The sequence below is a fragment of the Hydrophilobacter chitinilyticus genome (assembly GCF_049860745.1).
Taxonomy (GTDB): Bacteria; Pseudomonadota; Gammaproteobacteria; order Burkholderiales; family Burkholderiaceae_C; genus Rhodoferax_B.
In genome coordinates this window covers 2801108-2821464 of record NZ_CP187561.1, presented here as the reverse complement: position 1 = coordinate 2821464, position 20357 = coordinate 2801108, and the positions used below count along the sequence as shown (strand labels likewise).

Annotated in this window: 13 protein-coding genes; 4 read left to right on the top strand and 9 right to left on the bottom strand. The window is 64.1% G+C overall.

Features of this window, described 5'->3' with window-relative positions:
* Positions 1–88: 88 nt before the first annotated feature.
* From recD to recC, 3 genes are read right to left on the bottom strand one after another with little or no spacing between them, the layout of a single operon-like run.
* Complete coding sequence (gene recD, locus ACPWMG_RS12445) at positions 89–2308, bottom strand: exodeoxyribonuclease V subunit alpha (protein WP_483304950.1); 2220 nt, start codon at positions 2306–2308, stop codon at positions 89–91.
* Entirely contained in the window at positions 2305–6051 is a 3747-nt protein-coding gene (gene recB / locus ACPWMG_RS12440; RefSeq protein WP_483304949.1) for an exodeoxyribonuclease V subunit beta, read from the bottom strand. The genes recD and recB overlap by 4 nt, the downstream gene beginning before the upstream one ends.
* Entirely contained in the window at positions 6048–9584 is a 3537-nt protein-coding gene (gene recC, locus ACPWMG_RS12435) for an exodeoxyribonuclease V subunit gamma (RefSeq protein WP_483304948.1), read from the bottom strand. The genes recB and recC overlap by 4 nt, the downstream gene beginning before the upstream one ends.
* Positions 9585–9780: 196 nt before the next feature.
* On the opposite strand from recC, the gene ACPWMG_RS12430 reads away from it, so the two are divergent.
* Positions 9781–11688, top strand: coding sequence for an EAL domain-containing protein (locus ACPWMG_RS12430; protein ID WP_483304947.1), 1908 nt, complete (start codon positions 9781–9783; stop codon positions 11686–11688).
* A 76-nt stretch (positions 11689–11764) separates the two neighbouring features.
* Here ACPWMG_RS12430 and ACPWMG_RS12425 read toward each other — a convergent pair whose 3' ends face one another.
* Positions 11765–12685 (bottom strand): LysR family transcriptional regulator, encoded by a 921-nt coding sequence (locus tag ACPWMG_RS12425; protein WP_483304946.1) that lies wholly within the window; start codon positions 12683–12685, stop codon positions 11765–11767.
* A 441-nt stretch (positions 12686–13126) separates the two neighbouring features.
* On the opposite strand from ACPWMG_RS12425, the gene ACPWMG_RS12420 reads away from it, so the two are divergent.
* Entirely contained in the window at positions 13127–14437 is a 1311-nt protein-coding gene (locus ACPWMG_RS12420; RefSeq protein ID WP_483304945.1) for a gallate dioxygenase, read from the top strand.
* Between the two features lie 5 nt (positions 14438–14442).
* On the opposite strand, the gene ACPWMG_RS12415 is transcribed toward ACPWMG_RS12420, so the two are convergent.
* Positions 14443–15075 carry a LysE family translocator gene (locus ACPWMG_RS12415; protein WP_483304944.1) on the bottom strand — a complete coding sequence of 211 codons (633 nt, stop codon included), beginning with the start codon at positions 15073–15075 and terminating at the stop codon, positions 14443–14445.
* Between the two features lie 118 nt (positions 15076–15193).
* On the opposite strand from ACPWMG_RS12415, the gene ACPWMG_RS12410 reads away from it, so the two are divergent.
* Positions 15194–16177, top strand: coding sequence for a helix-turn-helix transcriptional regulator (locus tag ACPWMG_RS12410; RefSeq protein ID WP_483304943.1), 984 nt, complete (start codon positions 15194–15196; stop codon positions 16175–16177).
* Positions 16178–16189: 12 nt separating this feature from the next.
* Here ACPWMG_RS12410 and ACPWMG_RS12405 read toward each other — a convergent pair whose 3' ends face one another.
* The 3 genes from ACPWMG_RS12405 to ACPWMG_RS12395 form a co-directional block, all read right to left on the bottom strand.
* Positions 16190–16399 (bottom strand): hypothetical protein, encoded by a 210-nt coding sequence (locus ACPWMG_RS12405; protein ID WP_483304942.1) that lies wholly within the window; start codon positions 16397–16399, stop codon positions 16190–16192.
* Between the two features lie 62 nt (positions 16400–16461).
* A complete protein-coding gene (locus tag ACPWMG_RS12400) occupies positions 16462–16965 on the bottom strand; it encodes an SRPBCC family protein (RefSeq protein ID WP_483305240.1) in 504 nt (167 codons plus the stop codon).
* A 138-nt stretch (positions 16966–17103) separates the two neighbouring features.
* Positions 17104–18156 carry an extracellular catalytic domain type 1 short-chain-length polyhydroxyalkanoate depolymerase gene (locus tag ACPWMG_RS12395; protein ID WP_483304941.1) on the bottom strand — a complete coding sequence of 351 codons (1053 nt, stop codon included), beginning with the start codon at positions 18154–18156 and terminating at the stop codon, positions 17104–17106.
* Positions 18157–18316: 160 nt separating this feature from the next.
* Here ACPWMG_RS12395 and gloA point away from each other — a divergent pair, with 160 nt between their 5' ends.
* The gene (gene gloA / locus ACPWMG_RS12390; protein WP_483304940.1) at positions 18317–18727 is read left to right on the top strand and encodes a lactoylglutathione lyase; all 411 of its coding nucleotides are present in this window, start codon (positions 18317–18319) and stop codon (positions 18725–18727) included.
* Between the two features lie 41 nt (positions 18728–18768).
* Here the strand turns inward: gloA and yjjJ are convergent, their stop codons facing one another.
* Entirely contained in the window at positions 18769–20169 is a 1401-nt protein-coding gene (gene yjjJ, locus ACPWMG_RS12385; protein ID WP_483304939.1) for a type II toxin-antitoxin system HipA family toxin YjjJ, read from the bottom strand.
* Between the last annotated feature and the right edge of the window lie 188 nt (positions 20170–20357).

Here is a 20357-nt window from a genome sequence, read left to right as displayed (position 1 = left end):
CGCGGCCTTAACGCCGCACTTCAACTTGGTATCCAGTTATTAAGATAAATGTGCTGCTAGCGCTGATGCAGCAAGCGCGAGAAGCTATTCATTCGCTAGCGTTTTCATCCAACAAACCGCTGGCGCGCAGCACCCGGCGTTGCGTCGCCGCCTCCAGCACCGCCCCGCTTTGCCCTGCATTGGCCAGGCTGAACCAATGCTTGGCGCGGGTGATGCCGGTATAGACCAGTTCGCGCGTCAACACCGGGCTCATGGCGGTGGGCAACACCAGCGCGGCGTGGGTGAATTCCGACCCTTGCGACTTGTGCACCGTCATCGCATAGACGGTTTCGGCCGCCTGCAATCGGCTGGGCAACACCCACTGAATATCGCCGCTGCCATCGTTGGCGGCAAAGGCCACGCGCAGCACCGGCAGCTCGTTTCCAGAAAGGTCTGCGCTGGCCGTATGGCGCACCGCCAGGTGCTGCGGCAAAGCCAGCGTCACCCCCACGTCGCCATTCATCAGGCCCAGGTCGTAGTCGTTGCGGGTCACCAGCACCGGTCGGCCCAAGTACCAGCCATCGGCGTGCGATATCAAGCCCGCAGATTGCAGCATGGCGGCGATGCGTTGGTTCAAGCCCTCCACCCCCCAGGGGCCGTTGCGCAGCGCGGCCAGCACCTGGAACTGCGCGTGCGCCTCCAGCACGGTGCGCGCCCAAGCATCAAAGGCTTCGCGGTTGGCATGCGGCGGCGGTTGGTCGTGTTTCATCACCTGCAGGTAGTGCCGGTAGCCCACAGGCAGCGCCACCTCCTCCTCGAAGTCGATGCGGCCCTGAGTCGATTTCGTCGACTGCATCGTGCCGTCCACCACCAAGGCCCGCAGCGTGTGCTGCTGCGAAATCGGCAGGATTGCATCCTCCAAACCCAGGCGTGCTAAATCGGGGTAGCCCTGCGCCAACACCTTGCGCACACCCAAAGGGCCGCGAACGTCACCCGTGTTCACGGCTTCGGCCAAGCGGCCAATGCCGCTGTTGGCGCTGAAGCGGTGGCTGTGGCGCAGCATGGCCACCGCCTGGTCGAGCGCGGTGCCATCGGCCGATTGCAGGTCTGGTGGAACGCTGTCACCGGCGACGTGTGCCAGCCAGGCGCAGGTGGCCGGTGTGTAGCGGCCTTCGCGCGCGTGGCGGCACAGTTCGCCCAAGACGGCACCGGCCTCCACCGAGGCCAGTTGGTCTTTGTCGCCCAGCAAAATCAAACGCGCGTGCGGCGGCAATGCGGCCAACACGGCGGCCATCATTTCCAGGTCGACCATCGAGGCTTCGTCGACCACCAGCAGGTCTACCGGCAGCAGGTTTTGCGCGTGGTGGCGGAAGCTGCGCGAGCCGGGGCTTGTGCCCAGCAGGCGGTGCAAGGTGGTGACTTCGGTGGGCACGGCGGCTTGCAAACGCTCGGCGCTGAGACCACTACCGACCACATCAGCCAAAGCCTGCAACGGCAAACGCCGCACGGCGCCGGCAATCGACGCATTCAAGCGCGCCGCCGCTTTGCCGGTTGGCGCGGCCAGGCGAATGCGTAGCGCGCGGCCAGACTCGGCCAAGGCCAGCGATTGCAGCAGTGCCAGCAGCCGCACCACCGTGGTGGTTTTGCCGGTGCCGGGCCCGCCGGTGATCACCGCAAAGCCGCTACGCGCGGCCAGGGCACACGCCAGCTTTTGCCAGTCCACCGCAGCTTGGGACGAAGACGGAAACAGTTGGGCCAACACTGCGCGCATCGCCGCCTCGGGCAATGTGGCCTGGAGCGCGGGCGTCAGCGCCAAACGCTGCTCCAAGCTCGCGCGCACCGACTGTTCGTATTGCCAATAACGGCGGGTGTAGAGACGAGCGCCCACCAGCACCAACGGCGTGTTGCCAATGCCCGTGCCGACGAGCAAGGGATGCGCCAACGCGGCTTGCCAGGTGGCCAAGGTCAGGCCCGCAAGCCGCGCGTCTAGGCTGTCGCCCGGTGCTTGCGGTAAGGCGTCGGCGGCTTCGCGGTCGGGAGGCAGGGCCAGAGCGAAGCGGCTGTTTTCCAGCACGGTGGCCAAGTCCAGGCACACATGGCCTCGACCCAGTTGGTGGCTGGCCAGTGCTGCAGCCAAGATCAGCAGCGGGTGAGCATCCGGCGCTTGCTGTGCCAGAAAGGCCGCCAACGCGCGGTCTAACTCGCGCAGCCAGCCGCGCGCCACCCAACGCGAGAGTTGCGCCAGTTGCGCCGTCACTTCAGAGGATGTGTGAGGCGACGACAGCAGGCGGTGCGATGCTTCTTCTATGGGCAAAGGCAAAACATTCATGCTGCGCCCTCCGCCACGGGCGCGCTGAACAACACCTCCAGCGCCTCAATCAATGCCAACGGTGGCCGCTCCAGATGCACGCCCCGCGTGGCGGCACCATGCCCACGCAGAAACCAGGTGACCGCGCCGCCTACATGTTCTTCGTATTGGTAGTGCGGCAAGCGCGACTTCAGCAGACGGTGCAGCGCAAACACATACAACACGTACTGCACTTCGTAGCGACTCTTGAGCACAGCCTGACGCAACGCCTCAGCGCTGTAGGCCGCATCGTCCTCGCCCAGCCAATTCGATTTGTAGTCGAGCACGTAGTAGCGCCCCTCGTGCGCAAACACCAAATCCATATACCCCTTGAGCATGCCGTTGAGCTGCTTAGGCAGCAACGCTGCCCGTCCCACGCCGTCTAGCGTGTGCTGGGTGATCAACTGGTCAAGCTCCCAAGTGTTGGCCTCGAACACCGCAAACCAGAACTCCATCTCCACCTGAAACTGGCCGGGGTTCAGTGCCCCCAGGCTGAGGTGTTGACCGTCGCCCAGCGGCAAATCGGTTTGTATGGCGGCGCTCAGCCAATCGACCAATACCGGCGCCCAATCGCCCCAGCCGTGCGACTGGCTGCGGCTGGCGATGGTTTCGGTCATGGCTTCTGGCGCGGTCAACGCGGCTTGAAAACCTTTGTCGGCCGCCCATTCCAACAAGCCGTGCAGAAAAGTCCCGGGCCCAGCCCCGCGCGGAAAAGCGTGCAGCCCTGCGGACACCGGTGGTACGCCGGTCAATGCTGTGGAATGTGTGAGTGGTGCGGCCGGCTCCTGGCTTTGCGCATAAGCTTCTGAATCGGCGCTGTCGCCAGCCATGGCCAACAGCGGCGAGGTGGTAACGGTCGCACCTTCGTCTGCCAAGCCGGTTTGCACCGCCGCAGAACCCAGATGCAAGGACGAGTAGCTGGCAATCCACCACGGTGCTTGTGGCGCGCGGTGCAAGCTGCGCTCGGCCAGCAACGGCGTCAAGGCCGCTTCCATTGCGTAGGCCACTTCTTCCACCGCTGGGGCGGTTTGCACTTGGATGGCCGCGCAATCTGCAGCCAGTTCTTCGAGTGCGGCGCCCACGGTTTCGGGTGCCAGGTGTTGGCCGGGGCTCAGCAGGTAACCGATGGCGCTTTGGCCTAACTCTTTCAGCGGCGCCATGCCCAGCCAGGTGGCGTAACGCGCACGCGTGGTCGCCACATACAGCTTGCGCAAATCTTCGCCCAGGCGTTCGTGGTCGGCCAGTTGCACGGCGTCTGCATCGGGCTCCAGCGCCACATGAAGCTGGCCATGCGCGTCGTGCCACGACAGCGGGCTGTCGCTGGGTTTCACGGCGCGGAAGGCGCACACAAAGGGCAAGAACACCAGGGGGTACTCCAAGCCTTTGGACTTGTGTACGGTCACCACTTTCAGCAGTGCGGCGTCGCTCTCCAGGCGCACGCGGCCGGCTTCGTCTTCCCCCTCGGTGGCTTCGCGTTGTTCGGCCAGGTAGCGGATGAGCGCGTGCTCGCCATCGAGCAACACACCGGCTTGCTGCATCAGCTCGGCCAGGTGCAAGAAGTCGGTCAACGCGCGTTCGTTCTGCGCGGCCAGCAGGCGTTGCGGCACGTCAAAGTCGGTCATCAGCCGGCGCAGCATGGGCAACACGCCCCACTGGCGCCACACCTGGCGGTAGCCGTGGAACTGCAGCACCACTTGCTCCCAGGCCAGGTCGTCGTGGTTCAGCGCGTCCAACTCTGCCCAGGCCAGGCCCATGGCGGTGGTGCCCAGCGCGGCGCGCACCAGGCGGCCGTTGTCGGGCTCGGCACACGCGGCCAGCCAGTGTTGCAGCTCGGCGGCTTGCGCGGTTTGGTAGACCGATTCCTGGTCGGACAAATAAACGCTGCGCACCCCACGCCGTGCCAGTTGTTTGCGTAGCGCCGTCGCCTCGCGGCCAGAGTTCACCAGCACGGCCATGTCGCCGGGGCGCAGTGGTCGGCGCGTCTTGCCGGGCTCGTCAAACCCCGCACGGCCTTGCTGGCCCAGCGTGAGCAAACGCGTGATTTCGCTGGCGCACACGGCGGCCATTTGCGTGACGTAAGGGCCCTTGGAGAGAGACTCTTCGGCGGCAAGCACCCAGCAGTTCAGCGCTGCGGTGTTTTCACCATCGACCACCAATTGGTCTTTGCGGCCATGCGCGTCCACCGCCACAAAAGGCACGGGGTTGTCGGCCCCTTGCTCGCGGAACAAGAAAGCACCCGCGCCCTGTGGCGCCGATTCAGCATGGTCGAACAAGTGGTTCACGGCCTGCACCATGGGCGCCGTGGAGCGGAAGTTTTTGCCCAGCGTGTAGTGGCGCCCCTCGGTGCTGGCGCGCGCTTGCAGGTAGGTGAAGATGTCGGCGCCGCGAAACTTGTAGATGGCCTGCTTCGGGTCGCCAATCAGTACCAGCGCCATGTCAGGCCGGTTCTCGGCCACACGGTAGATGGCGTCGAAGATGCGGTACTGCACCGGGTCGGTGTCTTGAAACTCGTCGATCAAGGCCACGGGGAACTGCGTGCGGATGCGCTCGGCCAGTTGCGCGCCATTCGGGCCGTAAAGCGCCGCTTCCAGGCGTGTCAACACGTCGTTGAAGCCCATTTGCGCCAAGCGCGTTTGCTCGTCAGCAAAGCGTTGGCGCACCCAGGCCACGGCGTGTTGCACCACGGCTTGAAAGCCATCGGGCAAGGCCGCAAGTTGCGCGGGCAGTTGGCGGATCGCGTCCAGCGCGGGATGTTCTGGCGGAGCGCCCTCTTTCCAGACTTCGGACAAGCCTTCGGGCGTGAGCCGCTTCCAGGCGGTGCTTTTCACGGCCCATGGTGCCGGTTCGCCAGCAGCTAGTTCCGCCACCGGACGCGCGGCCCAGGTGCGCAACTCGTCCAGCCAGGGCTGGAAATGGCGGCGCTGCAGCTTGGTGCCGTGCACCAGCTTTTGCTCAACGGCTTTGTCGAGCAAGGTTTGCAGTTCTTCGACCCACACGGCCCACGGCGCCTGCAGTTCAGCCAGCACTTTTTCGCAGGCCGCTTGGCTTTCAGCCAATGCCCGCGCGGGTTCTACAGCGGTGGCCGAGCCCACGGCCAGCGGCAGCAAGGGTTTCAACAGCTTTTGCAACACCTCGGGGCTGGCCCACCAGCCGCGCACCCGCTCCGCATCATTGGGGGCCAAAGCGTTAAAGAAGCTGCGCCAGTAGTCGCGCACGGCTTCGGCCAGCAGCGGGCTTTGGTCGGACACCAGCGTCTGCGTGAACAGGCTGTTGCTGTCGAACGCGTGCTCGGTCAGCATGCGGTAACACCAGCCGTGGATGGTGGAGACGGCGGCCTCGTCCATGCGCTCGGTGGCCAGTTGCAGCAGGCGCGCGCAGGCGGGCCATTGTTCGGGCGGCACCTCGTTGCGCAGCGCGTCCAGCAGTTCGTCTGACGGTGTGTTGGCCTCTGCACTCAGTGGGTCGACGCGGAAGTGTTTGGTCGCCTGGTTCAGCCGGTCGCGGATGCGGTCGCGCAGCTCTTTGGTGGCGGCGTCGGTGAAGGTGACGACCAAAATTTCCGGCGGAGCCATGGGGCGCGTGAACGCGGCCACACCGCCGTGGCCCAGCACCAGCCGCACATAGAGCGCGGCAATGGTGAAGGTCTTGCCGGTGCCAGCGCTGGCCTCTACCAAGCGGCTGCCGTGCAGCGGGAAGCTCAACGGGTCTAGAAAGTTAACGCTCATGCTGCGCCCTCTTCTTCTGCAGGGCCGCCGGTCGCCGCAGCGGATTTCTTGGCGCTGATTTTCTTGGCCGAGGTGAGGTGTTCATACAGCGGGCGCAACAAACGTTCAATCAACGCCGCCCAATCGGGTTCGGCCTGCAAGGCATCGAAGCTGGGCCACTCGCGAGCCAGATAGGGGTCGTCGGCCACTTCGGCAAACTGGTTGTTTTTCGGGTCGTGGCGCTCGTACACATCGCGTGCTTCTTCGGGCTTGGCGAGCCAGCGGAAGCCGGTGGCCACGGCCAGCGGCAAGGGCCGGTGCATGCCCGCCCACCACGCAGCCACCAGGTCGCTCCACAGCTTTTGCACCTGTGCTGGCGGCAGCGGGCGCAGCGTCACGGTGCCGGCCTTGCTGACGACGATGCTGGTAAGCGGGTTGCCATTCAAGTGGCCTGCCACGTGGGCAATCCAGTGCGGCAAAATTTTGTCGTAGCGGTAGTGGCTGTTCTTCACCAGGCCGGTGCTCACCAGCACCAGGCGCGCACGCTCGCCCGCATCGTTCCGGCGCAGGCCGCCATGCCAGTCGTTGAACAGGAAGGCCAGGTCGGCGATCTGCAGGTCGACCACAATTTCTTCATCCGGCAACACAACAGGCCAATCACTTTGGGCTTGGGTGTAGCGCTCGAACAAGGCGTCCATGGGCTCAGTCAGGTCTTGCTGGGTCAGCGCGCCGAAGGCACCGTGGGGCAGTTCACCGGCGCGGGCCTGGTGCGCCAGGGCGGCGGTCAACGGTTCTTCGCGGCCTTGCCCGGCGTCTACCGCCACGCGTTGGGCGGCAATCAATTCGTCTTGCAACTGCCAGTTGAGCAAGGCATCGACCGCAAATGGCTCCTGGTCTTCGCTCACTGACTCTTGCAGCTTCAGCACCACTTGCAGGCGTTGCTCAAAGAAGGCTTGCGCCGGACTTTTGATGAAACGCGCCAGTTGGGCGATGGTCAACGGAGCCTTGGGCGTGAATGGCGGCAGGGGTTCGGCCAGCGCCTGACCAGTCGAGGTTTGGGCAGCGGATACGCTGCTGCGCCATTCGTGCGCGTAGCTGAAGAGTGTGGACTCGCCGGTGAAGTACGCGCGGTCGAAGGGTTGGAGTTTGTGCTCTACCGTCAAGCTGTGCAGCAGCGCTTTGCCGTCACCGGGTGCGCCCGCGTCTTCACCCTCCATGCGCCAACCGGCGGCCACGTGGTCGCGCAGTTGCGCCACCAGCACCGAGGGCGGACGTTCGCTGTTGTCCTGGATGCTGCGGCCCACCCAACTGATGTGCAGGCGCTCGCGTGCCGACAACAAGGCTTCCAGAAAAAGATAACAGTCGTCTTCGCGGCGCGAGCGGTCGCCGGGGCGGTAGTCCTGGCCCATCAGGTCGAAGTCGGAGGGGTTGCGGCTGCGCGGGTAGTCGCCGTCGTTCATGCCCAACATACACACCATGCGGAAGGGAATGGCGCGCATGGGCAGCAAGGTGGCGAAGGTCACACCGCCGCCAAAGAAGGGCCGCTGCAGGTCGGCCTGGTCGATCAAGGCCAGCCATTGTTCGCGCACCAGCGACAGCGGCAGTGGCTCGTTGAGTTGTGCGGCCACGCAGGCGTCTTGCCAGGTTTGCAGGGCGCGCTCCAGCCGCAGCAAGGTGTAGCCGTCGGCCGCATCGTCCGCCGCAAAAAAGTCGGTAAGCAATTGGCGCAGTTGCGCCGCCCAATCGTCGGGGGTGCGCGCGGGGCTCAGGGCGCGCCAGGCGGCGTCCAGGTGTTCCAAAAACACTGTGAGCGGGCCCACCAGGGCGGCGCCTAGGCCGCCAATTTCATCCAGCGGTTCAATCTCTTGCCAGGCTTCGCCGCTGCCCACCATGTAGCCTAGCAACATGCGCTGCAGGCCAAACAGCCAACTGTTGCGCTCAGACGTATGCGGCGGCAGCACCAGGCTTTGGCGTTGCTCGGCGTGCAGGCCCCAGCGGATGTTGGCATCCGATATCCAGCTCTGCAATTGCGGCAGCTCTTGTTCGCTGATGCCAAAGCGCTCGCGCACGGCCACCGTGCTCAGCAGGTCGAGCACGGCGCTCACGGGCAAGCGCGACTGCGGCAAGGCCAGCAGGTGATCCAGCGCGGCCAGCAGCGGGTCGTGGTGGCGTTGCCCCTGGTCGGCCACAGTGAACGGCACATGGCGTGGGTCTTGTGGGCCCAGCAGGCCAAACACCGCCTGGATGTGCGGTGCGTAACGGTTCACGTCGGGCACCATCACGATGATGTCGCGCGGCTGCAGCGTGGGGTCTTGCGCCAGCGCGTCGAGGATTTGGTCGTGCACCACTTCCACTTCGCGCTGCGGGCTGTGGGCGATGTGGAAACGCAGACTGGTGTCGGTGGCCGGGTCGACCTTGGGCCAATGGTTTTGTGTTTCGGCCAGCGGGCGCAGTTCCAGAATGTCTTGCTGGATCTGGTGCAGCAGGCCGTCTTCACCAAACGGCTCAAACAGGTTGATGCGCTGGCCAATGTCGAGCAGGCGGCGGGCGTAGACCTCTTGCTCGGTGTCGTGTGCGTCCAGCAGGCCAATGTAGTCGCGGCCTTGTTTGCCCCACGCCGCCAGCAGCGGGTGCGCGTGTTGGTGCAGTTGGGTGTCGTCCAGCGACTCGGGCACGCCAGATCGACGAGGCTGCCTGTGACGTGACGACCGCAGCAAATCGCGGTCGGCGACGATGTCTGACCAAAAATACTGGCAAGGGTTGTGCACACACACCAGCACCTGGCACCAGCGGCCCAGGGCCGACAAGACTTCCAGCGCCTGCTGCGGCAGAGAAGAAATACCAAACACCAGCACGCGCCGTGGCAGGCCTGCTGGGCGTGCATCGGCAGCAATCTTCGGCACTTCGGCCATGAAACGCTGGTGCACGGCGGCACGGCTGCTCTGCACTTCGCCAGGGCCCACGTCCTTCAGCAACGCGCGCCACAAATGGGCTTGCCAGCGTTGCGTGGCGTCCAGCGGCACGCGGCCCTTGCGCGTGGTGGCCAGCACGTCGTCGCCAGCGGCCCAGTCGGCCAGCCAGTCGGCGCGGTACACCTGGTACTGGTCGAACAAGTCGGCCAGGCGTTGGGCGAGCTGGTAGCGTTTGCGCAACTCGGCGTCTTCTTCCAGAAAGCGCGCCAGGGGCTCGAACACCGGCTCCTGCAGCAGACTGGGCAACAGGCGCATGAGGCGCCACACCAGCAAATCCTTGTCGAACGGCGAATGCGCGGGCACTGCCTCTTCACCCAGCACGGCGCGGTAAGCGCGCCAGAAAAACTCGGACGGCAAGCGCAACTCCAGCGCAGCCGCAATGCCACAGCCGCCATCGCCCACATCGCTGGCCAGCGCCACCTTGAACCACTGCGCCACGCCGTTACCCTGGACGAGCACCACTTCGTTTTCCAGCACGCCCAGCGGATGGCTGGCGACCCAGCTCACCAGCAGGTCGCGCAGGGATTCGGGCCGGTTGCCATGCACAACCATCAAGCCAGTGGTCACCTCGGTCTCAAGCATTCAGTGCGCGTCCTTGTTATTTGTTCAACGTTTGAGGGTAATGGATTTTGGCGTCGGCTTTCGGCCCGCAGACATTCATTCGTGACGACAGTGCCCACCCCTTCGCCACACGATTGTCACAAAGTAGTCATACGCATCTGTCACATTTCCGTGCTCACAGTTTCTTACAAATAGCGATTGCCACGCGACCCTGCCCATGGACGACCCTTCACGCGACACCCGCAACCCGTTGCACGCTGCCATGGCTGCGTTGTCGCCGGCATTCCATCAAGGCACGGGGCCGTTGGCGCAGTTGATGCGCGAGGGTGGGCTGTACTGTGTGTTCCAGCCCCTGGCCGACCTGCGTGAAGGCAGCGTCTACGCCCACGAGGCGCTGATTCGCGGGCCCGAGGGCACGCTTTTGCACACGCCCGACGCCCTGCTCGAGCAGGCCCGGCGCGAGCGCATCCTGCAAGACTTCGAACTATTGTGTGTGGCCCAGGCGCTGCTGCAGTGGGGCCGCTGCGGCAACGCCGGGCGGCTGTTTGTCAACATCAGCGCCGATGCGCTGGTGCGAGCCGTCACCTTGTGCGGAGCCGGGCGCATGAACCGGCTGGTGCAGCGCATGGGGGTCTCCACCCGCATGCTGGTGCTGGAGATCACCGAACACGACCGCGTGAGCGACATGCCGGCCCTGCGCGCGGCGTTGAAAGAAGTGCACGCCGCCGGTGCCCGTGTGGCGCTGGACGACTTTGGCGATGGCCGCTCCAGCCTGCGCCTGTGGGCCGAGACCAAGCCCGACTTCGTGAAGATCGACAAATACTTCATCCAAAACATCAGCGGCCACCCCGAAAAGCTGCAGATGCTGCAGGCCATCAAAAGCATTGCCGACATGTTTGGCAGCACCCTGGTGGCCGAAGGCATTGAAACCGCCGAAGACCTGCGCGCGCTGCGCGACCTCGACATTCCCTACGGCCAGGGCTACCTGCTGGGCCGCCCCGCGCCCGCGCCGCGCGATGCCATTGGGGGCGAAGCCCGCGCCGTGATGCAAGACCGCCGCGTGGCCGTGTTGCCGCACCTGGGCCAGCAGGCCCGCCCCGGCATCTTGCGCAACATGCTGCTGATACAGGCCCCCACCGTCACGCCGCAGACCCGCAACGACGACGTGGGCGAGATGTTCCAGGCCCATGCCGACCTGCACGCGCTGGCCGTGGTCGACGGCACGCGGCCCGTGGCGCTGATCAACCGCCAGCAGTTCATGAACCACTACGCCACGCTGTACTTCCGCGAAGTGCACGGCCGTAAACCCTGCATCACCATCGCCAACCGCGCGCCGCGTGTGGTCGAGCTGGACTGCGATGTGGAGCAACTGGTGGGCATCCTCACCTCGCAAGACCAGCGCTACCTGAGCGATGGCTTCATCGTGACCGACAACGGCCGCTACAGCGGCCTGGGCACCGGCGACCAACTGGTGCGCAGCGTGACCGAGGCACGCATTGAAGCCGCACGCCACGCCAACCCGCTGACCTTCCTGCCCGGCAACATCCCCATCAGCCTGCACATGCAGCGCCTGCTCGACAGCGGCACCGAGTTCGTCGCCTGTTATGCCGACCTGAACCACTTCAAGCCCTTCAACGACTACTACGGTTACTGGCGCGGCGACCAGATGATCCGCCTGCTGGCGCGCCTGGCCGTGTCGCAATGCGATGCGCAGCGCGACTTTGTGGGCCACGTGGGCGGCGACGACTTCATGCTGCTGTTCCAAAGCAGCGACTGGCTGCGCCGCTGCGAAGCCCTGGTGCGCGAGTTTGGCATTGAGGCGCAAGCGCTGTTCGACACCGAAGCACGCCAGGCCGGCGGCATCTGGGCCGAAGATCGGCACGGCATCCAGCGCTTTTTTGCGTGCACCACCTTGTCGATTGGCGTAGTGCACATCGGGCCCGGCGCCATTCAGCGCCCCGAAGAAGTGGCCAACCTTGCCGCGCTGGCCAAACACGATGCCAAACTGGCGGCCACCGGCATCGCCTGGCGCGAAGCCACCGCTTTGCCCGGTGGACGCATGTCGTTGCATTCACCGCTCACCACCGCCTTGGCCGGGCCCCGCGTGCTGGTCGGCAGCGTTTAGTGCACCCTTGAGCGCTATCAATTCAGAAGCTGCTTACGCTTATGCAGCAGGCGCCGGAGACATAAAAACCTTAAGGCTAGCCCGAGGGCAATAAAGCAGTCGCCAGATCCAGTTGGTGCGCTGCCCGGTGCAAGTGCGCAATGAAGTGCCGGATGGCCGGCGACATCGCCGCATCGCTGCGCACCATCACCCCCACCTCCAGCGGCAAGCCGCGTTCGTGTACATCGATGATGGACAAGTGCGCCTGCACGATGGGCTGCTGCGCGATCTGGCGCGGCATCAGCGCCACACAGTCGCCCGCCGCCACCAGCGATAACAAGGCGAGTGTGGAGTTGACCACCGCGCCCACACGCGGCGACGGCAAACCGTGCAGCTCATACCACTGCCGCGCATAGCCCGACTCGGCATTCGCGCTGGTGTAAACCCATTTGGCGTCTTGCAGATCGGCCATGGTGCGAGCCTGCAGCCAGGGGCTACCTTTGCGCGCGGTGGGCACCATTTCGGTCTCGGTCAGGCGTTCGATGGTGAATTCGCCACGCGATAAATCGTCTGGCACACCGCCGACCATCAGGTCGACCTCGCCCGCGCGCAGCCGCTGCAGTTGGGCGATGTACAGCTCTTCGCTGATACGCAGCCGAATGTTCGGAAAAGCCTGGCCAAAGGTGCGCAGCGTCTCGGGAATCAGCAGCATCACAGCCAGCGGTACGGCGCCCACGTGCAGTTGGCCCACCATCTGGCCGCCGAGCTGCTGGATGGTGTCCACCGCCGAAACCAACTCGCGCGACACCTTCACCGCATGCTCATACAGCACCTTGCCCTGCGCCGTGGGAATGACGCCACGCGAGGTGCGCATCAGCAGCGGCACGGCCAGCTCCAGCTCCAGTTCGCGGATCATTTTGGACAACGCGGGCTGCGACGCCCCCACGCGGCGTGAAGCGCCCCGCAGGCTGCCCTCTTCCACGGAGGCAACCAGGGCTTGAAGTGTGGCAAGTCTCATAAGAACCTGTTCAATGTCTTTTCGAGGGTACGCATGCTGTCCCTGTCATGTCCATCAAGGCGCAGACCGCAGGCCATACGTCCGTATGGCCAAGGGGTGCAACGACGAGGGGCGAGACTGGGGCGGCATGCCCTACGGGTGGCCTCTTGCAGCAGCGCCATGCGTCGTGACGCGTCCTCGCTGGGCAAAGAGCCCAGCTTGCGGCGCGCGCCTAGCCTGGCACTGCTGCAAGAGGCCACGTACCCTCGAAAAGACATTGAACAGGTTCTAGGCCGCAGTATGCCCGCGCCAAACCGTCATTGATAACCCCAGGTTTTCACGCCCCGGTACGCCGCATCTTTTCGGCAAGCGCTGGCATTTGCAGAATCCCGCCATTCTTGCGATGGCCTGCGAGCGCACCTCGGCCATCGTGTCCCAACTCCAACCAAAACCAAAAACACCATGGCACGCATCATCGGTGGCATCGCCGCCTCGCACACCCCCACCATCGGCTTTGCCCACGACGCAGGCAAACAAAACGACCCGGTCTGGAAGCCGATTTTTGAAGGGTTCAAACCGGTGCAGGAGTGGATCGAAGCGCAGCGCCCCGATGTGCTGGTGATGGTCTACAACGACCACGTGACCTCCTTCTTCTTCGACCACTACTCGGCCTTCACCCTCGGCGTGGGAGAGCGTTTTGAGGTGGCCGACGAAGGTGGTGGCGCGCGCGAACTGCCTGGCGTGAACGGCCACTCGGCGCTGGCGCGGCACATCGGCCACTCGTTGGTGGCGGATGAATTTGACATGTCTTTCTTTCAGGACAAACCGCTCGATCACGGCTGCTTCTCCCCCCTGTCGCTGCTGTGCGCGCATGACGAAGCCAAGGGCTGGCCCGTGTCCATCGTGCCACTGCAAGTGGGTGTGCTGCAGGCGCCTGCTCCGTCGGCCAAGCGCTGCCTGGCCCTGGGCCGTGCCCTGCGCCGCGCCATTGAAAGCTACCCCGAAGACCTGCGTGTGCTGGTGGTGGCCACGGGTGGCTTGTCGCACCAGGTGCATGGCGAGCGCGCAGGCTTCAACAACACACCGTGGGACCACCGCTTTCTGGAACTGATCCAGAACGACCCGGACCTGCTGGCCTCGCTCACGCTGGCCGAATACGCCGAACTCGGCGGCTACGAGGCGGCCGAGATCGTGATGTGGCTGGTGATGCGCGGCGCCCTGTCGGCCAATGTTGAGCAGGTGCACCAGTCGTACACCTTGCCGTCTATGACCGGCATCGCCACCGTGGTGTTTGAAAACAAAGCCGGTAAACCGGTGGCGGGCGAACAAGCGCGCCACCGCGCGCGCATGGCCGAACAAATGGCCGGCGCCGAAGGGCTCAAAGGCACTTACCCATTCGACCTGACGCGCAGCGTCAAGGCTTACCGTCTGAACAAGTTTTTGCACAGCCTGGTGAACCAGGCCGAGCGCGAAGCCTTTCTGGCCAACGAAGAGGCCGTGCTGGCCGCCGCAGACCTGACCGACGAAGAACGCCAACTGGTGCGCGACCGCGCCTGGCGCGCCATGATGCATTACGGCGTGATCTTCTTCATGCTGGAAAAACTGGGCGCCGTCATCGGCACGTCCAACCTGCACATCTACGCCGCCATGCGCGGCGAGCCGTTGGAGGCCTTCATGAAGACACGCCAAGCCCCCGGCGCCATGTATTCCGTGGGTGGCAAAGCGGCGGGCCAACAAAGCTGGGCCCAGCCCTCTACACCCACCACGACCTGATTCCTTCAGGTCGGAAAACCACGCCAACCCGTCCACAGCGTCACCACCGCTGTGGCCACCAGCAGCAAGCCCACGGCACGCGCAAAGGTGATCTGGCTGGCCGAGCTGCCACGCAGCCACACCCGCAGGCCCGCTGCCGTTTGCGCCACCAGTCCGTAGACCACAATCTGCACCGCAGCGATCACGCCGCCCATGGCCATCGCCTGCGACGCGACGCTGCCCGCATCGGCGCGGATGAACTGCGGGAACACCGCCAGCATGAAAACATAGGCCTTGGGGTTCAGCAGGCAGGTGGTCACGGCGCGCATGAAAGACTGGCCTAACGGGCGGTTAGGCCGAGAAGTGGCGCTTTGCAGTTCACCAAAGGCATTCGCGCTGCGCAGCAAACCCCAGCCCATCCACGCCACATACAGCCCACCGGCGAACAGCAGCAGGTTGAACAACAGCGGCGAATGCTGCAACAACAGGCCGATGCCCAGCGCACTCATGGCCACATGCACCACGCCGCCGCAAACGATGCCGGCAATGGTGGCCCAGCCGGAACGTTTGCCGTCGACCAGTGTGCTCGACATCACCAAGGCCATGTCCATGCCGGGCAGCGCGATGATGCCGAGCACCAACAACGCAAACAGCCACATGGGGTTGGAGATTAGAGGGTTTAAAAATTCCATCGCGCGCTTTCATTTTTCTGAATGCGGCGAGTGTGCAATCCAATACCTGCCACCTTATGGCAGGTATTCACCGTAACATCACAACATGCGTGCCAGCCGCCTCCTCACCATTCAAATGCTGCTGCAAACGCGCGGCCGCATGGGTGCCCAAGCGCTGGCCGATGCATTGGAAATCTCGCTGCGCACGCTTTATCGCGATGTGGACCAGTTGACGGCCGCAGGTGTGCCCATCTACGCCGAGCGGGGCCGTCTGGGTGGTTTTCAATTGATGCCGGGCTGGAACACCACCCTCACCGGCTTCACCGCCACCGAGGCGCAGGCCGTGTTTATGAGCGGCCTGGCCGGGCCGGCTGCGCAGTTGGGCCTGGGGCCTGACGTGTCTGCCGCACAGCTCAAGCTGATGACGGCCCTGCCCGCGGCACAGCGCAGCGATGCACAACGTCTGCAGTCGCGCTTCCATCTCGACCCTGTGGCCTGGTACCACGGGCAAGATGAGGTGCCGCACCTGGCCACCGTCTCGGCGGCGGTCTGGAGCGACCAACAACTGCAACTGCGCTACGAGAGTTGGAATGCCGTGCTGCAGCGCACCGTCAACCCATTGGGGCTGGTACTGAAAGCCGGGCTTTGGTATCTGGTGGCCGCCGCTGAGGGCAAAACCCGTACGTACCGGGTAGCCAAGATCCTGGAGGCGAGCCACCTGGAAAACCGTGCCGAACGGCCCAAGACGTTTGATCTTGCCGCGTATTGGGCAGAGTCGCTGGTGCGTTTCGAAAACGAGCTTTACCAAGGGCACGCCACCGTGCTGGCCACACGCCAGGGCCTGGCCCAGTTACGTCAACTCAGCGCCGCTGTGGCAAAAGCCATTGCTGACGTGGCGGCACCTTCTGAGGGGCAACGCGCCAAGCTGAAGATTCCGATTGAATCGCATGCCCACGCGGCCGGGCAGCTTTTGCAATTGGCGCCCGAGGTGGAAGTGGTGGCGCCGAAGCCGTTGTTGACGGCCATCCGCGCGCGGCTGCGGCAATTGACGGCGTTGTATGGCGAGGGCCCCCCAAACCTTAGAACGTGATGGGGCAGCCCGCTACTGCGCACCCACATCAAAGTCATCGTCGAGCGCAAACTCGCCACGTTTGAAGGCGTCCATCACCTGCAGGGCCTCTTTCACATAGTTTTCAGGCACACGCAAACAGGCGCCACCTAAAGCGGGTGACAGCAGCTCGTCAGCTTGCACGAGGTTGGTGTCCCCCGTCTCGGCCGGAATGCGCGCCGCGCGCAGGCAGCCGCAGAGCATGTGCGACGCGCCACGATCTGCATGTCGCCTTGGTAGGCGCCGTTGGCATCCATGAGGCGGGGCTAAAGTGACTCGGCCAACGCGGTCAGTTGGTCGGCGCAAATGCCCCAGCCTTCGTGAAAGCCCATCTTCTCGTGGGCCACGCGGTCGGCCACGCTCCAGTGCAGCACACGCGCCGTGTAGCGCGTATGGCCGCCCTCGTCTTCAAAGGTCAGGATGATGGTCAAAAACGGCTTTTGCGACGGCACCCAGGCAGAGGTGTAGGCGTCAGTCGACACCAGCTTTTCATTCGGCACCACTTCCAGATAAATGCCGGGGTTAGGCAAATCGACACCATCCGGGCCGCGCATCACGATCAGGCTGGCGCCACCGGGCCGCACATCCAACTCGGCCACGGGTGTGGTGTAGGGCAAGGGCGCAAACCACTGTTTCAGCAGCGCGGGCTCGGTCCACGCGCGGTACACCTTTTCGCGCGGTGCACGGATCAGGCGGGTCAATACGAGTTCGCGGTCAGCGGTAGGGCTTGCGGCGGCGGGTTTGAGGGCTTCAGACTCTTTGAGCTTCATCAAGAAATCTCCCTGGTAGCTTGGTCTAAGGGTGGCGATCAGCAAAAAAGGCGGCGCCTGTTTGCCATTTTGCACGGCTACAGGCCCCGCTGGCAGATTGCCCCTTTGGATGTCACCAACCGTTGCTCAAACGTTGCATCAAGGCAATGGGTGGCGTTTGAAAAATTCCCACATCACATCGTTTGCTGACAAGGCCTGCGACGCCGCTTCCTTGCCGCTGCGCACCGTGGTGGCGCCGGGCCACGAGTGGCCGCCGGTCTCGGTCACACACAGTGCGACTTCGGCCTGGCCCGCGCAGTTCTGGTGTGCCTCGCAGTAAGCGCCAGCGACACTCATGGTGCGGGTAGTCTTGATGTCACAGCGGTCGCGCTCCACCCAACGCGCCATGGTCTGCGGCACCGAGGTGAAGTCGGTGACCTTGCTTTTGTCGCGGAAGGACGCAGGACCAGCTCCGCCTTCAAACAACACGTGGTCGTCGTCCTTGGCGTGGATGTGCAACACCGGTATGGGACGGCTTGGTGCGCAGGCCTTGGTGTTGTCCGTACCCGCGACGGAAGCCACAGCCGCAAACACATCCGCCGCCTCGCAGCCCAAACGGTGCGCGAACATGCCGCCGTTGGACATGCCCACGGCGTAGACGCGACGGGCATCGATGAGATGCGTGGCTTGCAGACGCTTCACCAACTCTCGTACAAAGCCCACGTCATCGACCGCGCGGTCACGTGCGTCGCCACAGCAGTTGCCGGCATTCCAGGCGGCGAACTTGCCGCCCGGAAAGCGGCTAAAGCCCCCCGGAAACACCACGATAAAGCCAGCCGCATCGGCCTTGGCGATCAACCCATAACGCGCGTCCTGCGCCATGAACTCCGCGTCGCCGCCACCGCCGTGAAAAGCCAGCACCAAGGGTGCGGGGCGCGATGCATCGGCTGATGTATTGAGCGAGGTATTCAGACCAGGCGGCACATGCACAAGATAGGTACGGCGCAGGCCATCGTGCACCAGGCTTTCTTCGGTGAACATTCCCGTTGCCGCACTCGACTCTGCGGTCGCCCGCCGTTCCTGCATGCGTTCCTGGATGCGCTCACGCAAGGTCTGCGCTTGAACCAGCGGCGCGGTCAGGCCCATGCCTATCAGAAGGCCCAGCATGGCCAGCAGCGTGAAGAGAAGTCGGCGAAAGAATAAAGAGCTCATTACAGGAGTAACGCGCATGCAGGTGTATGGATTTTGAAGAACTTTGAAGAAACTTAAGTGCACGCTCTTTTTCTGCATGAAGCCATTTTCCCTGCCGCAGCGCGGGCCGTCGTTTCGGCGCGAAAATGAACGGGTTTCAACACCACAAACAATACCCACCATGCGACTCCTCCACACCATGCTGCGCGTCGGCAACCTGCAACGCTCCATCGATTTCTACACCAAGGTGCTGGGCATGACGCTGCAACGCACGTCGGAAAACCCCGAGTACAAATACTCGTTGGCCTTTGTGGGCTACGGCACCAACCCCGAGCATGCCGAGATCGAGCTGACCTACAACTGGGGGGTGGAGAGCTACGAATTGGGCACGGCCTACGGCCACATCGCCCTGGGTGTGCCGGACGCCTACGCGGCCTGCGAAAAAATCAAGGCCAGCGGCGGCAATGTGACGCGTGAAGCCGGCCCGGTGAAAGGTGGCACCACCGTCATCGCTTTTGTGACCGACCCTGATGGCTACAAGATCGAATTGATCCAGCGCGCAGAAGGTGCGGCGGGTGGCGGACTGCGTTAAGACAACGCTGAGCAAGCCAGAAGGCTGCTGACCGGCGCCGGCTAACCGGTCAGCCGACGCAGCGCCGCCGCGTTCTCGTGGCAGACCGCCCGAAAGCCCTCGCTCACCCGCCCATCACCTGCGGCCATCTCCCAAAATGCCAGCGCCGCGCGCGCGGCATCTTGCCAGGCAGAGGCATGTGCGGGCAGCGGCAGTTGCGGCTGGTATTGGCGCGGCGGCAGTTCCACGCCGCGCACCGGGGCGTAGGCCATGGGCAGCATGTCGTAGATGGGTGCGATTTGAAACCCGGGGGCAGTAGCCCTCTGCCCCGTGGGAATGAACGACAGGTTGCCGTCGTGCATGTCGGTGTTGGCGATCAATTGGCCGAACAGCCACACGCGCAGGATGCGCTCCACATCTTCTGGGCTGACCCAGCCCTTTTTGGCCAGCGGGCGCACGGCCTCAGCCCAGGGGCGACCAGCGGCGCCGACGAAGCTGTTGTTCAGCGAGAACCACGACACCATGGGCGAACGGCCCAGCGCGCCGTGGCGGTCAAAACGATCAACCTCCAGGAAAACGCGCCCCGCATACACATGCACACGCGAGCGCGCACTGGCAATGCCCAAGTGTTCCTGCAGCGCCAGCCCGGCCAGGTGTTCGCAGATGAGCAGATCAGCCCAGCGCTCGGTGCCGGGCGATTGGTCGGCGCCTGAGAACTTCACCAGCACATGCTGCTGGGTGCCATCGGCCATCTGCCGCAGCGTGGTGAACTTGGGGAATTCGCCGCCGGCCGATGAACCGGCCACGCCCAGCGCCAAGGCCTGTGCGGCCAGACGCGGGTAAGCCTCGGCCAGTTCATCCTCATGCAGACCTGCGGCAGCCTGGCCCGATGCCGCTTGCTGCAGGTGCTGCACTTGCGACAGCCAGCGGCGGCACGCAGGCTCGCCCAACAACAGGTCGCCGGTTGCGTCATCGCCCAGCAGGCTCAGCGCGTACAACACGTCGTCGTCCGACCAGGTATTAGGATCTTCATTGACCTGCAACAGCGCTGCGTGGTGGCGCGCGAAGTTGCGCCCCAGAAAGCCTTGTGGGCGCATGTCTTGCACCGGGTATGGCAGGCCGTCGAACCAACCGTCTGCCATGGCCTCGTCCAACGGCCAGCCAAAGTCGTCATCAAGGTAACGCGCGGCGGTGCCGTCTGGATAGACCAAATCGAGCTCGGCGATTTGATGCAAGGTGCCCGCGCGGTCGATTTGATACAGCGGCAGCGGTTCCTCCGCGCCACGCAAAGCACGCCGGGCCGCATAACGCGTGCGGCGCGCACGCCCACGCACGATGAGGGCGTTTTCGGCGGCACGTACAGCGCGGCTCAGCGTGGCACGGCTCACGTCCATGCGCTCGGCCAGCGTGCTGGCGGCCAATGGGCCGCTGGCGCGCAACAGGGCAACGGGGTCAAGGGCCATGGTGAAACGATTGTTTTTGCTTTGAAGCAGCAGCTTCAAGACAGGAAAATCTAAATTTGACTAAATTTTGATGTTTTCATGAAACGTTTTATGAAACGATTCTATAGAGCTTCAGAAAAAAGAAAAGCCCCGAAGATCGGGGCCAAAAGTTGCGCACCCGCCATGCGCACCCTAGGCTCAAACTGAAT